This is a genomic window from Streptomyces deserti (assembly GCF_054782695.1).
On record NZ_BAAGRZ010000043.1, the window covers coordinates 24,234 to 41,998 of the forward strand.

The window sequence follows — 17,765 nt, forward strand, 5'->3', positions numbered from 1 at the left end:
AGCCGTGTCATGACCGTCATCGAGCCCGCGCCCGCCCGTACTCCTGTGCCGCGACTCGCCGCCCGGGTCCGGTCCGTCGGCGGCTCGCCCGTGCGGGACATCCTGGCCGTCACCGCCCGCCCCGAGGTGATCAACTTCGCGGGCGGGCTGCCCGCGCCCGAGCTGTTCGACGCCGAGGGCATCGCGGCCGCGTACCGGGCCGTCCTCGCCGAGGCGCCCGCGCGGGCCCTGCAGTACTCCACGACCGAGGGCGAACCCGCGCTCCGCGCCGCGCTCGCCGCCCGTACGACCGCCCGGGGCCTGGCGACCGACGCCGACGACCTGCTCGTCACCACCGGTTCCCAGCAGGCCCTGTCCCTCCTCGCCACCGCGCTGCTCGAACCCGGCGACACCGTCCTCGTCGAGAACCCCTGCTATCTGGCGGCACTTCAGGCCTTCGGTTTCGCGGGGGCCCGGATCGTGGCCGTGCCGGGGGACGACCAGGGCGTCGATCCCGAGGCGCTGGAGGAGCTGGTGGTGCGCGAACGCCCCAAGCTGCTCTACACCGTGCCCACCTTCCAGAACCCCACCGGCCGCACCCTGCCCCCCGAACGCCGTGCCGCCGTGGCCGCCGTCGCCGCGCGGCGCGGGCTGTGGATCGTCGAGGACGACCCGTACGGGGAACTCCGGTACGAGGGGCAGCGCGTGCCGTGGATCGCCGCCCACCCGGGCGCGGAGGACCGTACGGTGCTGCTCGGCAGTTTCTCCAAGGTCATGGCGCCCGGGCTGCGGCTGGGCTGGCTGCGCGCACCGGCCGAGCTGCGCCGCGCCTGTGCCGTCGCCAAGCAGGCCGCCGATCTGCACACCCCGACCGTCAACCAGCTCGCCGCCGCCCGGTACCTGGCGGACCGGGACCTGGACGGCCATGTCACGCGGGTCGCCGGGGTGTACCGGGAGCGCCGGGACGCCATGCTCGCCGGTCTCGCCGCGGCGCTCCCCGAGGGCTCCGGCTGGAACCGGCCCGAGGGCGGCATGTTCCTGTGGGTGCGCCTGCCGGATTCGTACGACACGACCGCCCTGCTGCCGCAGGTGGTGTGGCAGGACGTGGCCTACGTCCCGGGCGCGCCCTTCTACGCCGGCCGACCCGACCGTTCGACGCTGCGGCTGTGCTTCGTGACGCAGACGCCGCAGGAGATCGGGGAGGGGCTGCGGAGGCTGGGGGCAGGGCTGAGGGCCTAGGACAGGCCCTAGGACAAAAGGTGGGGGGACGGCTACGGCTGCGGGCGGCGGACGGGCCCGGGCGGTGCGCCTACGGTGACGGCATGTCCGACACCGTAGACACCGTGCAGACCATGGAGTTCGATCTCGACGCGTATCTCCGGCGGATCGGGTGGGAGGGGGAGCGGCGGGCCGATGCGGAGACGCTGAGGGGTGTGCATCTGGCGCACATGCGGGCCATCCCCTTCGAGAACCTGGACGCCCTGCGCCGCCAGGCCCCCTCCCTCGACCCCGCCGACCTCATGGCCAAGCTGGTCCACAGCCGGCGCGGCGGTTACTGCTACGAGCACAACACGCTGTTCTCGCTCGCCCTGGAGACGCTGGGCTTCGGTGTGACGCGGCTCTGCGCGCGCGTCGTCGTGGGCGCCGACAGCATCGAGAGCCGCCCGCGCACCCACATGGCGCTGCTCGTCGGGATACCGGGCGACCCGCGGCCGTACCTGGCCGACGTCGGCTTCGGGACCGTCGGCTCGCTGCTGGAATCGGTGCCGCTGATCGCCGGCACCGAGTTCCGGGACGCGGGGCGCCGGCACCGGCTCGTGCACGCCCCGCACCGGGGCCCGCTGGAGATGTGGGTCCTGGAGGCGTACGACACCCCCCGGGCGCGGTGGGAGGCGCAGTACGCCTTCACCGTGGAACCGTTCGAGAAGCCCGACTTCGAGGTCATCAACTGGCACATCGGAACCAACCCCCGCTCGCCCTTCACCCAGACCCTCTACGTCCAGAACGTCAGCGCCGAACGCCACCTCCTCATCCACGGCGACCTCCTCACCGAGACGCGCACCGACGGCACGGTCACGGAGCGCAAGGTGACCGAGGAGGCGGAAGCGCGCCGGCTCCTGGCGGAGGAGTTCGGGGTCACGGCCCCGGAGGGGATGACCCTGTTGCCGTGAGGGACGTCAGTCCCCCTCAGTCCCCCTCAGTCCCCCTCAGCCCCCCTCAGTCCCACCGGAAGTGCCAGGCGCGCTGGTCGAGCACCTGGTGCTCGGCGTAGTCGCGCAGGGTGCCCTGCGGGGCGTTGCCCGGGCAGAAGGCGAGGTGCTCGGCGGCGAGGGCCTCCGCCTCGGCCAGGGTCGTGGGCGGGGCCGCGACCGAGACGCGCAGGTGGTCGAAGCCGAGGGCGACGACCCGTATGCCGTAGCGGTCCTCCCAGGAGCGGAGCACCGCGCACAGACGGGCCGTGTCGGTCTCGTGGCCGGCCGGGCCCGTCCAGCCGATCGCCGCCGGTATGTCCGCGCTGCGGCGGGCCGGGACCAGCGCGAGACGCGGATCCTTCAGCGGACCGCCGTCTCCGACAAGCGAGTCCGCGACACCGGCGGCGACCGAGTCCGGGTCCCGCCCCGGGGCCTGGGCGGCCGCCGGTCCGGGCCAGACGTCGTCCTCGGCCGCGTACTCCTCCCAGTACTCGACCAGCACTTCTTCCGCGTCGTGATCCCCGGGATACGACATCTCCCCCGGCATCAGCTCCCAGTCGTCGGGGCCGTGGTGACCGTCGCCGGCCTCGACGAGCACGGGCAGCAGACCCGCACGGCGGGCCGGCTCCGACGCCGACCAGCAGCCTGGCTCCGCCCGTACGTCCGCGTACCACAGCAGCGGCTCATGCCACGGACCGTCGTCGGTCTCGTCGAGCAGCATCCCGGGCGGGAGGTCCAGGCCGAGGCCGCGGCCGGTGGGGTCGGAGACCAGGTGCGGCAGGGAGTTGGGAAGAGTCGCCATGCCGGTGACTGTAGAGGCCGGCACTGACAGTCCGCCCGCCGGAAAACCCCCTCCTCAACTGTCATATCCATGCCATACGCTTCCCCCTGCAGCCGCGCCCCGGCCCTGTCCGGGCGTTGCGCGGCGCATCTCATCACCCGGCCCTCCGCCGGGTTTCCTCGTGGGGGTTACAACTACTGTGCGCACGCGCAGCATCTCGACCGCGACAGCGCTTGCGGTCCTCTTCAGCTCGGCGGCCCTGACCGTCGTCACGGCCGGGTCCGCCTCGGCCGCCTCCGCCGTCGTCACCACGCCCGGCGGCATCGTCGCGGACGACGGCCTCAAGCGGGTCTTCGTCGGCGACCGTTCGGCCGGAACCGTCCTGGCCACCGACTACACCGGCGCCGTCATCGAGACCGTCAGCGGCATCACCGGCGTCTCCGACCTGGCCCTGTCCGCCGACGGCTCCACCCTCTACGCGGCCGCGCCGGGCAGCCACGAGATCGTGGCCCTGGACCCCGCCACTCTCGACGTCAAGACCCGCTACACCATCCCCACCGCCTACGGCCCGCGCTCCGTCGCCTTCGCCGGCGGCAAGGTCTGGTTCACGTACGGCGACCAGTGGGACGGCGACCTCGGCTCGGTCGACCCGGCCGTGGACCCGGCGAGCGGCACCGACCCGGTGACGATGGGCCAGTTCCCGCAGCCGCACCCCGGCCTGTGGGGGCAGGCGCTCCTCGACACCGACCCCAACCAGCCCGCCATGCTGGCCGTCGGCCAGACCGGCATCTCCACGGACTCGATGGCCGTCGTCGACGTCTCCGGCGCCGCACCGCAGCTGACCGCCTGGCACTTCGGCGACTACACGCTCAACCAGGGCATCGGCGACATCGACCTCGTCCCCGGAGCCCCCCAGGTGCTGGTCAACGGCACGGACCGGGCCGCCTACGCGGACGGCGCGTTCACCGCCGCCGGCTCCTACCCCGCCGGACAGCGCGCCGACATCGCCGCGAACGGGCTGGTCGCCCAGGTCAACGGCACCAAGGTGGCCGTCTACCGGCCCGACACCACGGTGCCGCTGCGCACCTACGCCCCCGGCGCGACCGGCACCACGACCGCCGACCTGGCGTGGACCGCGGACTCCTCGCGCATCTTCGCCCTGGTGGGCGGCGAGAGCGGCTACACCCTCAAGGCGCTCACCGAGCCGACCAAGAACGTCCCGACCCTCACGGTCAACGCCCCGTCCACCGCCACCCGCGCCAAGCCGCTCACCGTCACCGGCAAGCTCACCGCCACCGTCCCGCTGCCCACCGGCGTCCAGCTCCAGGTCACCCGCACCGACCTGGCCAGCCCCGGCGGCAAGGCCCTGGCACCCGTCACGGTGAAGGCGGACGGCTCGTACTCCTTCACCGACACCCCGCCGGCCGGCGGCACGGTCACCTACAAGGTCACCTACGCCGGCGACGCGGAACACACGGCCGTCTCCGCCTCCGACAAGGTGTCGGTCTCCCGCACGGCCACGACCCTGACCGTGAACAACAACGGCAAGGTCTACAGCTACGGCAAGGACGTCGTCTTCACCGCCCACCTCGGTACGACGTACCAGAACCGCACGGTCGAGATCTGGGCCGACCCCTTCGGCGCCGACAGGCCCAAGAAGCTGCTGAAGACGGGCACCGTCAACTCCAGCGGCAACCTCTCCGCGACGGTCGACATGACCCGCGACACCACCGTCAGCGCGGTCTTCAAGGGCGACGCCCGCTACGCCCCCAAGACGGTGAAGTCCACGGCGTACGCCAAGGTCCGGGTCTCCACCGCCGTCTCCAGGCACTACAAGACGGCCAAGATCGGCTCGACCTCGTACTACTGGTTCCGCAAGAGCACCGACCCACTGCTCACCACGACCATGACGTACTACCCGGGCCGTCAGCAGCGCTTCGACCTCCAGGTCTACTTCAACGGCACATGGCACTCGGCCGGCTCCGAGTACTTCCCGCTCGGCACGAACGGCAAGTCGGCGGTGACCCTGGAGGCACCGGGCGAGTCCGGCATCCGGGCACGGATGCGGTCGGTGTACGTCAACGGTTCGTCCGGCGACACGGTGAACTCGACGACGTACGGGGCCTGGAAGTACCTGTACTTCTCCAACTAGTCCCTCAACCAGTCCCCTCCACCGGCTGATCGGGACAGGACCTGGCCTCTATGCGTCCTACGGTCACCCCATGACCTCTTCGCTGGAAAGCCAGGCCCCGTCCCTCCTCCACGAGCACGGCGAACTGCTGCACGCCCTCGCCGAGCAGCGGGAGCTACTGCTGATCACCGTCCGGGGGCTCACCGACAGCCAGGCCGCGCGGCGTACCACCGTGAGCGACCTGACGCTGGGCGGCATCGTCAAGCACCTGGCCCGCGGTGAGCGGGTGTGGGCGCAGATCATGGCCGAGGGGGACGGGGAGCTGCCGGACGGCATGCTCGACATGGACCAGTACCGCATGGGGGAGCAGGACACGCTCGCCGGGCTGCTGGAGCAGTACGCGGCGGCGGCCCGGGCGACCGAGGAGGCCGTGGCGGGCCTGCCGGACCTGGGCCGCAGTGTGCCGCTGCCCGTCACTCCGTGGTCCCCGCCGGAGCGGGAGTACTGGTCCGCGCGCCGGATCCTCCTCCACCTGATCCGGGAGACGGCGCAGCACGCCGGGCACGCGGACATCATCCGGGAGGCACTGGACGGCGCGAACACCACCGCCCAGCGCTGACCCGCGACAGGGCCTAGCGCACGCGGCCGTCGAAGCACTCCCGGGCGCCGTCGGCCGCGGGCTGGAAACAGGCCCGGACGACGGTGCCGGGGCGGGTCGCGGTCATGGGGGTGTAGATGTAGGACTCCGCGTCGACGGCGTCCTCGATCTCGGCGCGGTGGACACCCGCGCCGCGACCGCGCGCGGTCACCTCGAGCCGGTCGCCGATCCGCGTCTGCCACATACGGGCCCAACTGCTCCCGCAGGCCGCGCTGTAGCGCAGCTGCAGCTCGGCTCCGGTGGCCGTGCGGTGCGTGGCGAGGGTCTGCGGTCCGACTCCGCACTTCATGTGCATCGGGCTTCTGCCCTCACAGGCCGCGCCCCGGCAGCGGGGCCCCGTGGCGGACGGGGTCGGCGACGTGCGTGGTTCGCCGTCCTGGCCGGGGAGCAGGAAGAGGGCCGCCGCCACACTCCCGGCGACCACGGCGGACACCGAAGCGAGCACGGCCACGGCGGCGATGCCCTGGTGACCGCCGCGTGCGGCCTCCGTCCTGGCCGGTGCGCCCGTTTCGGTTTCCGTGCCGGTACGGGCCTGCGTACGTGTATCCGTACGGGGCTGTGCAGGTGTCGCCTCCGCCGCGCGTCCGCTGCACTCCGACTCCGCGATCTCCCACAGCGCCAGACACCGTCCCTCGGGCTCACCGGCCAGACGGCACAGGTCCTGTACCGCTTCGCGCGGCGGCAGGGTCTTGCCGTTGAGGTAGCGTTCCCAGGACGACTTGCTGAACGTGGTCTTCGCCGCGAGGCCCGCCATGCTCAGACCCGTGCGGCCCTTCAGCTCCCGCAGGGCGGCGGCCAGGCGGGCGCGTCCCGGCGACGGCGTCGGCGGTGTCGGCTGTGGCGTCCGGGTCATCCCCGCAGGGCTTTCCAGGTGTGCGGCCCGATGATGCCGTCCACGACCAGGCCGGAGCGCTGCTGCGCCTGCTTGACCGCGCGTCGGGTCAGCGGGCCGAAGATCCCGTCGACGGCCCCCGGCGAGAAGCCCGCCCTGCGCAGCAGGCACTGCGCCTCCGCCACGTCCGGCCCGGCCTGGCCCTCCGCCAGGATGGCGTCCCGGGTCCGGCTGAGGCCCGCGTACCAGCGGCCGTCGACCCGTTCCACCCGGCAGGTGTACGGGGGTACCGACCGTGGTGGCGAGTCCGCCGGTGCGGTCGCGGCGGCCGAGACGAGCGGATCCGTCGTTGTGCCGTCACCTCGCTCGTCAGCCCGTACGGCCAGCAGGACCGCCGAGGAGACGGCCAGTACCAGCGCCACCGCCCCCGCCACGAGCGCGATGCGGAGCGAACGCCCGTGAGGGGGCCGGGGCTTGCCGGCCGCCGTAGACGTGCCGTCCTGCTCCGGCTCCAGCGCCTCGGACGTCGCGGGTGTCGTGGTCGTCGCGGGTGTCGTGGATTTCGCGGGTCTCGCCTTGCGCTGCTCCGACCAGGCCTCGGCGGCGACCTCGTGCAGGGCGAGCAGCCGGGTCGGATCCCCACCGCCGATCCGGGCCATCGCCTCGACGGCCTCCCGGGGCGGCAGCGACCGGCCGCCCAGATACCGTTCCCAGGACTTCGGGCTGTAGCCGGTCTTCGCGGCCAGCTGCCGCATGCTCAGGCCGCCGTGGTCCTTCAGCCGGCGCAGGCACACCACCAACTGCCGCACACGCGGATCGAGTTCCGCGGGCAGCGCCTTCCAACGCGACATGTTCCCCCCACTCGCGTTCGTGGACCGGGGTCAGCGGTTCCACGTTTCCGCCGCATTCTGCATCAGCTTCCACGGCGTGCCCCCCGCACCGGTTCCCGTGCCCGTACCGATCCGGCCACCACCCGCCGCGCCGTCCCGCCGTACCGTCCCGGCGGGCGGTGTCCGCGCAGGTCAGAGCGTGGGACGTCCCGCGAGTACGTCACTTCCGCGGCAACTGTGGCCGGCCCTGCCTCCGGCCCCGCAGTCTCGTTGCCGAGCCGGCCGGTGCGGCCGGCCCCGCACCACGCACACCACACAGGAGGGGAACAGCATGCGAACTCTGACCAGGACACTCGTCAGCGTCACCGCCGCCGTCGGGATCGCCGCCGGCGGACTGGCGGGTACGAGCGCCGCCTTCGCGGACACCGCGCCGGCCCAGCAGCACAAGGTGAGCTCCGAGCTCACCGTCCTCGCGGTGAACAACCTCGGCCTGAACAACCAGCAGGCCAAGAACGTCCAGTGCTTCCTGAAGCGGGACGACACGGCGAGGTACCGCGACGCCATCGACGGGCTGCTGGGCACCAACAGCTGGAAGGCGTTCCAGCGCTTCCTCGCCAAGTACTGGGACTACAACGACAGGATCGACGGCGACCCGGGCCCCAACACGGTCAGGGCGCTGCAGCGGATGCTGGCGCACGGCTGGGACTACAACGACAGGATCGACGGCGACCCCGGCCCCAACACCAGGGCCGCGTTCAAGCGGTTCGCCAACGACATGAGCGTCTTCCACCCCTGCTGAGCCGGATCAGCGCACCGTGAGACGACCGTGGCCCGTCCTCCCCGGGGGAGAGGACGGGCCACGGGCCGACCTGGACAGGGGAACCGAACCGGCTTCCGGGTTCCCCCGCTGCCGCTGTGGCTCAGAGCCGCTCAGGCGTCCTGATCCCCAGCAGCGCCATCCCCTGGTGCAGCGTCCGGGCCGTGACGTCGCACAGGAACAGGCGGTTCTCCACCTGCGCCGGCGTCTCGGCCTTCAGCACCGGGCACTTGTCGTAGAAGGACGTGTACAGCGACGCCAGCTGGTACAGGTACGCCGCCAGCTTGTGCGGGGCGTACTCCGCGGCCGCCTCCGCCACCGTCTCCGCGAAGGCGTCCAGGTGCAGACCCAGGGCGCGCTCCGCCTCGTGCAGCTCCAGCTCGGCGTGGGCTGCCGGGCGCACGTCGCCGGCCTTGCGCAGGATCGACTGGATACGGGCGTACGCGTACTGGAGGTAGACGGACGTGTCGCCGTTCAGCGAGACCATCTGGTCCAGGTCGAACTTGTAGTCCCGGTTCGCCGACGTCGACAGGTCCGCGTACTTCACCGCGCCGATGCCCACCTGGGTACCCCGCTCGGCGATCTCCTCCTCGGACAGGTCCTGGGCCTTCTCACGGACCACCGCCGAGGCGCGCTCGATCGCCTCGTCCAGGAGATCCACCAGGCGGACCGTCTCGCCCTCACGGGTCTTGAACGGCTTGCCGTCCTTGCCGAGGACCGTGCCGAAGGCGAGCTGCACCGCCTTGACGTCGCCGTTCAGCCAGCCGGCCCGGCGCGCGGTCTCGAAGACCATCTTGAAGTGGAGGGACTGGCGGGCGTCGACCACGTACAGCAGCGTGTTCGCCTTGAGGTTGAAGACGCGGTCGCGGATCGCCGACAGGTCGGTCGCCGCGTAGCCGTAGCCGCCGTCCGACTTCTTCACGATCAGCGGGACCGGCTTGCCGTCCGGGCCCTTGACGTCGTCGAAGAACACGCACAGGGCGCCCTCGGAGCGGACCGCGACGCCCGACTCCTCCAGCAGGCGGCAGGTCTCGTCGAGCATGTCGTTGTAGCCCGACTCGCCGACGATGTCCGCGTCCCGGATCTCCATGTCCAGCTTCTCGAAGACGGAGAAGAAGTAGATCTTCGACTCGTCCACGAACTTCTGCCACATGGCCAGGGTGTGCGGGTCCCCCGCCTGGAGGTCCACGACCCGGCGGCGGGCCCTCGTCTTGAACTCCTCGTCGGAGTCGAAGAGCCTGCGTGCCGCCTTGTAGAGGCGGTCGAGGTTCGACATCGCCTCCTCACCGGTGATCTCACCGGCCTTGTGGTCCAGCTCGTGCGGGTGCTCGTCCAGGTACTGGATGAGCATGCCGAACTGGGTGCCCCAGTCGCCGATGTGGTGGCGGCGGACCACCGTCTCGCCGGTGAACTCCAGCAGCTGCGCCACCGAGTCGCCGATCACGGCGGACCGCAGGTGACCGACGTGCATCTCCTTCGCCACGTTCGGCTGGGCGTAGTCGATGACCGTCGTCCCCGGCTGCTCCGCGTACGGCACGCCCAGGCGGCCGTCGGCGTCGGCGGCCCGCGCGGCGAGGTTCTCGGTGATCGACCGGTCGGTGACCGTGATGTTGAGGAAGCCGGGGCCCGAGACCTCGACGTCCTTGATCACATCACCGGTGACCACCTGGGAGACGACCTGGGTCGCCAGCTCCCTCGGGTTCGCCTTCGCCTTCTTCGCCAGGGCCAGGATCCCGTTGGCCTGGAAGTCCGCCCGGTCGCTTCGTCGCAGCAGCGGGTCCGCGTCGGCGGCCTCCGGCAGGGCAGCCGAGAGGGCGGACGCGAGGCGCTGGTGGACGGAAGCGGTGAGGGACGTGACCGAGGCCATAGGAAGGGGTGCCGTTCTCCTCGTGGGGATGGATAGACACGGCCAGTATCCCATGGGGGGTAAAGCCGTTTTCCCGGGCGCATGGGGGTCTGGGACAATGGTGCGGTCAGCCGTGCGACCGTACCGGCTGCCTGATGGACGAAAGAAGGACGTGCCGATCGTGGCTCAGAGCACCGAGACCACCGACTGGGTCTCCCGTTTCGCGGACGAGGTCATTGCGGAGTCGGAGCGTCGGGCCCCGGGCAAACCGGTCGTCGTCGCGTCCGGGCTGTCGCCCTCCGGGCCGATCCACCTGGGCAACCTGCGCGAGGTCATGACCCCGCACCTCGTCGCCGACGAGATCCGCCGCCGGGGCCACCAGGTCCGGCACCTGATCTCCTGGGACGACTACGACCGGTACCGCAAGGTGCCCAAGGGCATCGCCGGCGTCGACGAGGAGGCCTGGCAGGAGCACATCGGCAAGCCGCTGACCTCGGTCCCCGCCCCGAAGGGCTCCCCGCACCCGAACTGGGCCGAGCACTTCAAGGCGGCCATGATCGCCTCGCTCACCGAGCTGGGCGTCGAGTTCGACGGCATCAGCCAGACCGCCCAGTACACCTCCGGGGTGTACCGGGAGCAGATCCTGCACGCGATGAAGCACCGCCACGACATCGACGCGGTGCTCGCCCAGTACCGGACCAAGAAGACCCCGGCCGCGCAGCAGAAGTCGCAGAAGCCGGTCGACGAGGCCGAGCTGGAGGCGGCGGAGGGCTCCGGCGCCGCCGCCGAGGACGACGGCAGCTCCGGCTCCGCCGGGTACTTCCCGTACAAGCCGTACTGCGGCAACTGCGAGAAGGACTTCACCATCGTCACCGCCTACGACGACGACTCCACCGAGATGACGTACGCCTGCACCGCGTGCGGTTTCTCCGAGACGGTCCGGCTCAGCGAGTTCAACCGCGGCAAGCTGGTCTGGAAGGTCGACTGGCCGATGCGGTGGGCGTACGAGGGGGTCGTGTTCGAGCCGTCCGGCGTCGACCACAGCTCCCCCGGGTCGAGCTTCCAGGTCGGCGGCCAGATCGTCGGGATCTTCGGCGGCAAGCAGCCGATCGGCCCGATGTACGCCTTCGTGGGCATCAGCGGCATGGCCAAGATGTCGTCGTCCAAGGGCGGCGTCCCCACCCCCGCCGACGCGCTGCAGATCATGGAACCGCAGCTCCTGCGCTGGCTGTACGCCCGGCGCAAGCCCAACCAGTCCTTCAAGGTCGCCTTCGACCAGGAGATCCAGCGCCTGTACGACGAGTGGGACCGCCTCGACGCCAAGGTCGCCGACGGTTCCGCCCTGCCGGCCGACGTCGCCGCGCACTCCCGCGCGGTACGGACGGCGGCCGGTGAGCTGCCGAAGACGCCCCGGCCGCTGCCGTACCGGACGCTCGCGTCCGTCGCCGACATCACCGCCGGCCACGAGGACCAGGCGCTGCGCATCCTCAGCGAGCTCGACCCGTCGCGTCCGCTGGCCTCCCTGGACGAGGCACGGCCGCGGTACGACAAGGCCGAGGCGTGGATCAACACGCACGTGCCCGCCGACCAGCGCACCATCGTCCGGGACGAGCCCGACGTGGAGCTGCTGAAGTCGCTCGACGACCAGGGCCGCGAGTCGCTGCGGCTGCTGCTCGACGGGCTGGCCGAGCACTGGTCGCTCGACGGGCTCACGCACCTGGTCTACGGCGTGCCGAAGGTGCAGGCCGGGTTCTCGGCCGACGCCACGCCCAAGGAGCTCCCGCCGGAGATCAAGACCGCCCAGCGGTCCTTCTTCGCGCTGCTGTACCACCTGCTCGTCGGGCGCGACACCGGTCCGCGCCTGCCCACGCTGCTGCTCGCGGTGGGGCAGGAGCGGGTGCGGAAGCTGCTCGGGGAGTAAGACGGCGCTAGGGGAGCAAGACGGCGAGGGGCCCTCGGAAGAGGGCCCCTCTGCTATGCGATGTGGTCCTCTTCGAGTTCCGCGTAGTGGCGGCTGGTGAAGCGGTCGACCATGCGCTTGGCCTCCGCACCGTCGAGCCGGATGCCGAACTCCGCCTCGACGTTGTCGATGAGCTGGTTCGGAGTCGGGTAGCTGCCGTTGATCGACTGCTTGAAGACCTGGTAGTACGCGTCATCGTCCGGCTGCGGAGGTGGTGGGGTTCCGCCGCCTTCGCCGAGCTCCCGGGTGCGGCCGGGGCCCGCCGGGACGCGGAAGCTGCCGGTGTCCTCCGGGGAGGGTTCCTCCTGGGGCTGGTCCAGGTACTGCTCGGCCTCCTGCTGCTCCGCGTACCACTGGGCGTACTGCTCGGCCGGGTCGTAGGTGGGGTCGTAGCCGCCGTGGTACTCGACCTCGCGGGGAGCGAACCAGGGGCTCTGGTCCGGCTCGGGTTCCGGCTCGGGCTCCGGTCCGGGCTGCTCCGAGTACTGGCTGGACTGGCTGGACCGGTTGTCCCGGTCGTACTGGTTGCCCTCGACGAGCTCGGGTCGTTGCTGGGCGGCAGGCGCGGCCGTCTGCCGGGCGACCTCCACCTGCGGTGCCGGCGGGATCAGCGCCGGCTCTATCCCCGCCGCCGCCAGGCCCGCCGGAGCCGTCTCCGCCAGCGGGACGCCGTACCGGGCCAGCCGCAGCGGCATCAGGGACTCCACCGGGGCCTTCCTGCGCCAGCCGCGGCCGAAGCGGGAGCGCAACCGGGCCTGGTAGACGAGACGTTCCTGCTCCAGCTTGATGACCTGGTCGTAGGAGCGCAGCTCCCACAGCTTCATACGACGCCAGAGGAGGAAGGTCGGCACGGGGGAGAGGAGCCAGCGGGTGAGGCGGACACCCTCCATGTGCTTGTCCGCCGTGATGTCGGCGATCCGGCCGATCGCGTGGCGGGCCGCCTCGACCGCGACCACGAACAGCACCGGGATCACCGCGTGCATGCCGACACCGAGCGGATCCGGCCAGGCCGCCGCGCCGTTGAACGCGATCGTCGCCGCCGTCAGCAGCCAGGCCGTCTGACGCAGCAGCGGGAACGGGATGCGGATCCAGGTGAGCAGCAGGTCCAGGGCGAGCAGGACGCAGATGCCCGCGTCGATGCCGATCGGGAAGACGTAGGAAAAGTTCCCGAAGCCCTTCTGCAGGGCCAGTTCGCGGACGGCCGCGTACGAACCCGCGAAGCCGATTCCGGCGATGACGACGGCACCGGTGACGACCACGCCGATGAGAACGCGGTGCATCCGTGTCAGCTGTATAGGCGCGGCCACCCGTAGTCCCCTCCCATTGCGTGTTGTTGCGCGCAACAGGGTGGCACATCCGTGCGAGAGACGGGTGGCCGGTTCCCGTTGGCCGGTTCGGTCAGCTCTTCGTCACCGACGCGGACGGCGAGGCGCTCTTCGAGGCCCCCTTGGACGGTGACGCCGACGGCGAGCCGCTCGACGTACCCCCGCCGCTGCCGGTTCCGCCGTCGCCGTCGCCGTCGCCGTTCGCGGACGCCACCGCGGCCACCGCTTCCTTGGCCGCCTTCTTCGCCGCCTTCATCAGGTCGTCGGCGCTCGGCGTCTTGTCGCCGGCCAGGCCCGCACCGTTGTAGTCGAGGGTGACGACCACGTTCTCGACGCGTGCCACGACCGTCTGCTGCCTGAAGGTGCCTTCCTTCTTCTTCAGGTCGTACCGGATCGCCGTCGCCTCGTCGCCCGTGCCGGTCACCGGCTCGGACTTGGTGTTCTTGGCGCCCTCGGCGGCCTGGGCGTCCTGGACCTGCTTGGCGTAGTACTCCTGCGCCAGCTCGTCGCCCGCGCCGCGCGTGACGTCCGACTCGAAACGCAGCAGCGACACATTCAGCCAGCGGAACTGCGAGCCCTTCACGCCGTTGTTGTCGAGGCTGTTCCAGGAGCAATTGGCGCGCGTCGACAAGTCGTCCGACTTGCCTTCCTTGCCGGACTTGCTCGCCTTCGGGACGAGTTCGCCCAGAGTCTTCTTCGACAGCACCTCGCACGGCTCCGGAAGCTTGTCGAACGCCGCCGCCTGCACCGTCGGTGACGGACTCGTGGACGCCGACGCGGCGGCCTTCGCGGGCTTGTCCCCGCCGTCACCGGAGCCGGAGTCCGAGGAGCAGCCGGCGGCGACCAGCATCACGGGGACGGCGGCCGCGCAGACAAGGACGCGGTTGAGGCGCTTCGCTCGCTGATCACGCTGGCTTCGCTGTGCTCGTCGCTGCATGGTTCCTTCACTCATGACACTCGTGGTTCCTGCGGTCGGAACGGGTCCGAGTGGTCACGGTACGCGGTACGACAGCCGTTCGGTCTTCCTTCGTCAGCTTCGCGGACGGGCGTGAAGGGTGCGTGAAGGGCGCTCAGCCGCCCAGCGAATCCGCCAGCCGGGAGGCCAGTTTCCGGGCCCTGTCCTGCATTTCCTTGCTGTCCGGGACGACGCCGACCGTCGCCGGCTGCTCCGCGTACTCGATCGTCACGATCACGTTCGACGTGCGGAACGCCACAGTCACCGTGCGCTGCTTGGCCGTCGAACCGGAGCTGCTCAGCTCGTCGTCGATGAACGCCTCGTCGCCCAGGTCCTCCAGGACGCGCGGCTGGAGGTCGGCCGGCGTGACGGTGGAGGACGAGGACGGGGAGGACGACGAAGACGTGGCGGGGGATGCCGATCCGGACGGGGCGGACGAGGGCGTGGACGGCGAGGTGCCCGGGTCCGGCGAGGACATGGTGCCCGCATTGCCGTCGGCGCTGCCGGAGTCCGTGACCGTCGGCTCGGGGAGGCGCGCGTCCGCCTCCTTCACCGCGAACAGCTGCTCGGCCTGGTTGTCGTCGCTGACGGCGTTGTCGTACGACACCACCCGCTCGAAGTCGATGAACAGATGGTCCGTGGCGTCCGCCGAATCCACCTTCCAACGGCAGCCGACCTTGCGGTCCGTGTCGAACGTGAGGGTCGCCTGGCCCTCGTACGCCTTCTCGCGCTGTTCCTGGTCGGCGATCTGCCGGATGCCGGGCAGGAGTTCGTCGAGGGTGTCCTGGCCGACCGCGCCGCAGGGTTCGGGCAGGGTGCGGTATTTGCCCGGCTCGGCCACCGCCGATGCCGTACCGGCGTTGCCCGGGTTCGTGGCGTCCGTCGGGCCGTCGTCGTCCGAGCCGCCGGTGCAGCCCGCCAGCAGCGCCGCGAGGAGCGCGGCGACGCCGGGTACGTACGCCTTCCGCTGCACGGTCAGGCTCCTCTCGACGGTGGGTCGTCCCTCGGTGGTTCAGTGTCCCCGCTGGTTATTCGCTTGCCGCGCGGGGGCGCCCCCTGGAGACAATGTGTATCGCACGCACTGCCGTGGACGCCGGTCCGGTATCCCTTTCGTCGACCTTGGCTCCGGTATTTGCGCTTACAGACTTCTGTTCAAGTACGGGGGAATGAGGACGTTATGTCGTACGTGGAGATTCCGGGCGCCAAGACACCCATCCGCATGTGGACGGACCCGGCCTCGGTCGAGGGCGCGGCCCTGCAGCAGCTGCAGAACGTCGCGACTCTGCCGTGGATCAAGGGCCTGGCCGTGATGCCGGACGTGCACTACGGGAAGGGCGCGACGGTCGGGTCGGTCATCGCGATGCAGGGGGCCGTGTGCCCCGCGGCGGTGGGGGTGGACATCGGGTGCGGGATGTCGGCGGTGAAGACGTCGCTGACGGCGAATGACCTGCCCGGGGACCTGTCGCGGCTGCGGTCGCGGATCGAGCAGGTCATTCCGGTGGGGCGGGGGATGCACGACAGCCCTGTCGAGCCGGGGCGGTTCCATGGCCTGGCCACTGCCGGGTGGGACGACTTCTGGGCGCGGTTCGGCCGAGTTGCCGAAGCGGTCAAGTTCCGTCATGAGCGAGCAGCAAAGCAGATGGGAACGCTCGGCGGAGGAAATCATTTTGTCGAAGTCTGCGTGGACACGACCGGTTCTGTCTGGCTGATGCTGCACTCCGGCTCCAGGAACATCGGCAAGGAACTGGCCGAGCACCACATCGGGGTGGCCCAGAAGCTCCCGCACAACCAGGGCCTGGTCGACCGCGACCTCGCCGTCTTCGTGGCGGACACCCCCCAGATGACGGCGTACGAGCACGACCTCTACTGGGCCCAGGAGTACGCGAAGTACAACCGGTCGATCATGATGGCGCTCCTCAAGGACGTGATCCGCAAGGAGTTCAAGAAGGCCAAGGTGACCTTCGAGCCCGAGGTGAGCTGCCATCACAACTACGTGAGCCGCGAGCGCTACGAGGGCATGGACCTGCTCGTCACCCGCAAGGGGGCCATCAGTGCCCTGGCCGGTGAGTACGGCATCATCCCGGGCTCGATGGGCACCGGTTCGTACATCGTGAAGGGCCTCGGCAATGAGAAGTCCTTCAACTCGGCCTCGCACGGCGCGGGCCGGCGTATGAGCCGCAACGCGGCCAAGCGTCGGTTCACGACGAAGGATCTGGAGGATCAGACACGGGGCGTGGAGTGCCGCAAGGACTCCGGCGTCGTGGACGAGATCCCGGGCGCGTACAAGCCGATCGAGCAGGTCATCGACCAGCAGCGGGACCTCGTGGAGGTTGTCGCCAAGCTGAAGCAGGTCGTCTGCGTCAAGGGCTGAGGAGACATGAGGTCCCCGGTATTCGACCGGGGCCCTCACTCGGGGCTGTTGAGTCCTGTGAGTTACTCGGCGTGCGTCACCGCGTAGATCATCACGAACGCCACGAGGTGGATGCCGAAGAGGAAGTAGCCGAGGTACCACCACACGTAGCGCTCGTTCTTCTTCTCCTCGGCCAGGCGTCGCTGTTCGCGGGCGGGGTCGCCGAAGGTCACAGTTCTCGGTGGACCTTGGTGTTCGACGCCTGGGCGCGGGGGCGGACGACGAGGAGGTCGATGTTGACGTGGCTGGGGCGGGTGACCGCCCAGGTGATGGTGTCGGCGACGTCGTCGGCGGTCAGGGGCTCGGCGACGCCCTCGTAGACCTTCGCGGCCTTCTCCTCGTCGCCGGCGAAGCGGGTCAGGGCGAATTCGTCCGTGCGGACCATGCCGGGTGCGATCTCGATGACGCGGACCGGCCGGCCGACGATCTCCAGGCGGAGGGTCTCGGCGAGGACGTGGGCGCCGTGCTTGGCGGCGACGTAGCCGGCGCCGCCTTCGTAGGTGGCGTGGCCGGCGGTGGAGGAGACCACGACCACCGTGCCGTCGCCGCTGGCGATGAGCTTGGGGAGCAGGGCCTGGGTGAGGTTGAGGGTGCCGATGACGTTCGTCTCGTACATCTGGCGCCAGTCGTCGGGGTCGCCGGTGGCGACGGGGTCGGCGCCGAGTGCGCCGCCCGCGTTGTTGACGAGGACGCCGATCGTCTTGAAGGCCGTGGCGAACTCGTCGACGGCCGCGCGGTCGGTGACGTCGAGGGGGTACGCGGTGGCCTGGCCGCCCGCCTTGTTGATCTCCTCCGCGAGGGCTTCGATGCGGTCCTTGCGGCGGGCGGTGAGGACCACGCGGTAGCCGGCCGTGGCGAGTTGCCGGGCCGTGGCGGCGCCGATTCCGCTGCTGGCACCGGTGACGACGGCGATGCGGGAGGCGGCGGACGGGGCGGCGGTGGCCATGGGGCGCTCCGTAAGTTGTTGGGTGGCCCGGGAGGGCCGGATGTGGCTGATGGGGTCTTGCCTTCAGTGGCTCCGCAGGAGTGGCCGTCCGGCTCTCCGGGGC

Annotated in this window: 16 protein-coding genes; 7 read left to right on the top strand and 9 right to left on the bottom strand. The window is 70.8% G+C overall.

The window, feature by feature from the left end; genetic code table 11:
- The first annotated feature begins 9 nt into the window (after nucleotides 1-9).
- The gene (locus ACYVMZ_RS36495) at nucleotides 10-1,218 is read left to right on the top strand and encodes an aminotransferase-like domain-containing protein (protein ID WP_461087184.1); all 1,209 of its coding nucleotides are present in this window, start codon (nucleotides 10-12) and stop codon (nucleotides 1,216-1,218) included.
- 83 nt (nucleotides 1,219-1,301) lie between these two features.
- Nucleotides 1,302-2,150 (top strand): arylamine N-acetyltransferase family protein, encoded by an 849-nt coding sequence (locus ACYVMZ_RS36500; RefSeq protein WP_461087185.1) that lies wholly within the window; start codon nucleotides 1,302-1,304, stop codon nucleotides 2,148-2,150.
- Between the two features lie 46 nt (nucleotides 2,151-2,196).
- Here ACYVMZ_RS36500 and ACYVMZ_RS36505 read toward each other — a convergent pair whose 3' ends face one another.
- Nucleotides 2,197-2,973 carry a DUF4253 domain-containing protein gene (locus ACYVMZ_RS36505; protein WP_461087186.1) on the bottom strand — a complete coding sequence of 259 codons (777 nt, stop codon included), beginning with the start codon at nucleotides 2,971-2,973 and terminating at the stop codon, nucleotides 2,197-2,199.
- Nucleotides 2,974-3,151: 178 nt separating this feature from the next.
- Between ACYVMZ_RS36505 and ACYVMZ_RS36510 the strand changes: the two genes are divergently transcribed.
- Together ACYVMZ_RS36510 and ACYVMZ_RS36515 are read left to right on the top strand one after the other, a co-directional pair.
- Complete coding sequence (locus ACYVMZ_RS36510) at nucleotides 3,152-5,104, top strand: YncE family protein (RefSeq protein ID WP_461087187.1); 1,953 nt, start codon at nucleotides 3,152-3,154, stop codon at nucleotides 5,102-5,104.
- A 70-nt stretch (nucleotides 5,105-5,174) separates the two neighbouring features.
- On the top strand, nucleotides 5,175-5,702 hold the full coding sequence (locus ACYVMZ_RS36515; protein ID WP_461087188.1) for a DinB family protein: 528 nt from the start codon (nucleotides 5,175-5,177) through the stop codon (nucleotides 5,700-5,702).
- A 13-nt stretch (nucleotides 5,703-5,715) separates the two neighbouring features.
- Here ACYVMZ_RS36515 and ACYVMZ_RS36520 read toward each other — a convergent pair whose 3' ends face one another.
- The gene (locus ACYVMZ_RS36520) at nucleotides 5,716-6,594 is read right to left on the bottom strand and encodes a helix-turn-helix domain-containing protein (RefSeq protein WP_461087189.1); all 879 of its coding nucleotides are present in this window, start codon (nucleotides 6,592-6,594) and stop codon (nucleotides 5,716-5,718) included.
- Nucleotides 6,591-7,424, bottom strand: coding sequence for a peptidoglycan-binding protein (locus ACYVMZ_RS36525; protein WP_461087190.1), 834 nt, complete (start codon nucleotides 7,422-7,424; stop codon nucleotides 6,591-6,593). The genes ACYVMZ_RS36520 and ACYVMZ_RS36525 overlap by 4 nt, the downstream gene beginning before the upstream one ends.
- A 310-nt stretch (nucleotides 7,425-7,734) precedes the next feature.
- Here ACYVMZ_RS36525 and ACYVMZ_RS36530 point away from each other — a divergent pair, with 310 nt between their 5' ends.
- Entirely contained in the window at nucleotides 7,735-8,202 is a 468-nt protein-coding gene (locus tag ACYVMZ_RS36530) for a peptidoglycan-binding domain-containing protein (protein ID WP_461087191.1), read from the top strand.
- Between the two features lie 121 nt (nucleotides 8,203-8,323).
- Here ACYVMZ_RS36530 and argS read toward each other — a convergent pair whose 3' ends face one another.
- Nucleotides 8,324-10,087, bottom strand: a complete 1,764-nt coding sequence (gene argS / locus ACYVMZ_RS36535; RefSeq protein WP_461087192.1) for an arginine--tRNA ligase — start codon at nucleotides 10,085-10,087, stop codon at nucleotides 8,324-8,326.
- A gap of 151 nt (nucleotides 10,088-10,238) precedes the next feature.
- Between argS and lysS the strand changes: the two genes are divergently transcribed.
- Nucleotides 10,239-11,987: a lysine--tRNA ligase gene (lysS, locus tag ACYVMZ_RS36540; protein ID WP_461087193.1), complete on the top strand. Its 1,749-nt coding sequence runs from the start codon at nucleotides 10,239-10,241 to the stop codon at nucleotides 11,985-11,987.
- Nucleotides 11,988-12,040: 53 nt separating this feature from the next.
- Here the strand turns inward: lysS and ACYVMZ_RS36545 are convergent, their stop codons facing one another.
- The 3 genes from ACYVMZ_RS36545 to ACYVMZ_RS36555 form a co-directional block, all read right to left on the bottom strand.
- Entirely contained in the window at nucleotides 12,041-13,306 is a 1,266-nt protein-coding gene (locus tag ACYVMZ_RS36545) for a DUF2637 domain-containing protein (RefSeq protein WP_461087194.1), read from the bottom strand.
- Nucleotides 13,307-13,424: 118 nt separating this feature from the next.
- Entirely contained in the window at nucleotides 13,425-14,303 is an 879-nt protein-coding gene (locus ACYVMZ_RS36550) for a DUF3558 family protein (protein WP_461087195.1), read from the bottom strand.
- Nucleotides 14,304-14,421: 118 nt separating this feature from the next.
- Nucleotides 14,422-15,279, bottom strand: a complete 858-nt coding sequence (locus ACYVMZ_RS36555; protein WP_461087196.1) for a DUF3558 domain-containing protein — start codon at nucleotides 15,277-15,279, stop codon at nucleotides 14,422-14,424.
- A gap of 204 nt (nucleotides 15,280-15,483) precedes the next feature.
- Between ACYVMZ_RS36555 and ACYVMZ_RS36560 the strand changes: the two genes are divergently transcribed.
- Entirely contained in the window at nucleotides 15,484-16,677 is a 1,194-nt protein-coding gene (locus ACYVMZ_RS36560; RefSeq protein ID WP_461087197.1) for an RtcB family protein, read from the top strand.
- Nucleotides 16,678-16,739: 62 nt separating this feature from the next.
- Here ACYVMZ_RS36560 and ACYVMZ_RS36565 read toward each other — a convergent pair whose 3' ends face one another.
- Both ACYVMZ_RS36565 and ACYVMZ_RS36570 read right to left on the bottom strand, forming a co-directional pair.
- Nucleotides 16,740-16,889, bottom strand: a complete 150-nt coding sequence (locus tag ACYVMZ_RS36565) for a hypothetical protein (protein ID WP_461087198.1) — start codon at nucleotides 16,887-16,889, stop codon at nucleotides 16,740-16,742.
- Entirely contained in the window at nucleotides 16,886-17,662 is a 777-nt protein-coding gene (locus ACYVMZ_RS36570; RefSeq protein ID WP_461087199.1) for an SDR family NAD(P)-dependent oxidoreductase, read from the bottom strand. Before ACYVMZ_RS36570 ends, ACYVMZ_RS36565 begins: the two co-directional genes overlap by 4 nt.
- Between the last annotated feature and the right edge of the window lie 103 nt (nucleotides 17,663-17,765).

Bases quoted from the DNA above. Each gene is read 5' to 3' on its own strand.
- ACYVMZ_RS36560 (WP_461087197.1), top strand. From the start codon at position 15,484: ATGTCGTACGTGGAGATTCCGGGCGCCAAGACACCCATCCGCATGTGG.
- ACYVMZ_RS36530 (WP_461087191.1), top strand. From the start codon at position 7,735: ATGCGAACTCTGACCAGGACACTCGTCAGCGTCACCGCCGCCGTCGGG.
- argS (WP_461087192.1), bottom strand. From the start codon at position 10,087: ATGGCCTCGGTCACGTCCCTCACCGCTTCCGTCCACCAGCGCCTCGCG.
- ACYVMZ_RS36545 (WP_461087194.1), bottom strand. From the start codon at position 13,306: ATGCACCGCGTTCTCATCGGCGTGGTCGTCACCGGTGCCGTCGTCATC.
- ACYVMZ_RS36520 (WP_461087189.1), bottom strand. From the start codon at position 6,594: ATGACCCGGACGCCACAGCCGACACCGCCGACGCCGTCGCCGGGACGC.
- ACYVMZ_RS36495 (WP_461087184.1), top strand. From the start codon at position 10: ATGACCGTCATCGAGCCCGCGCCCGCCCGTACTCCTGTGCCGCGACTC.
- ACYVMZ_RS36570 (WP_461087199.1), bottom strand. From the start codon at position 17,662: ATGGCCACCGCCGCCCCGTCCGCCGCCTCCCGCATCGCCGTCGTCACC.
- ACYVMZ_RS36550 (WP_461087195.1), bottom strand. From the start codon at position 14,303: ATGAGTGAAGGAACCATGCAGCGACGAGCACAGCGAAGCCAGCGTGAT.
- ACYVMZ_RS36500 (WP_461087185.1), top strand. From the start codon at position 1,302: ATGTCCGACACCGTAGACACCGTGCAGACCATGGAGTTCGATCTCGAC.
- ACYVMZ_RS36525 (WP_461087190.1), bottom strand. From the start codon at position 7,424: ATGTCGCGTTGGAAGGCGCTGCCCGCGGAACTCGATCCGCGTGTGCGG.
- ACYVMZ_RS36505 (WP_461087186.1), bottom strand. From the start codon at position 2,973: ATGGCGACTCTTCCCAACTCCCTGCCGCACCTGGTCTCCGACCCCACC.
- ACYVMZ_RS36515 (WP_461087188.1), top strand. From the start codon at position 5,175: ATGACCTCTTCGCTGGAAAGCCAGGCCCCGTCCCTCCTCCACGAGCAC.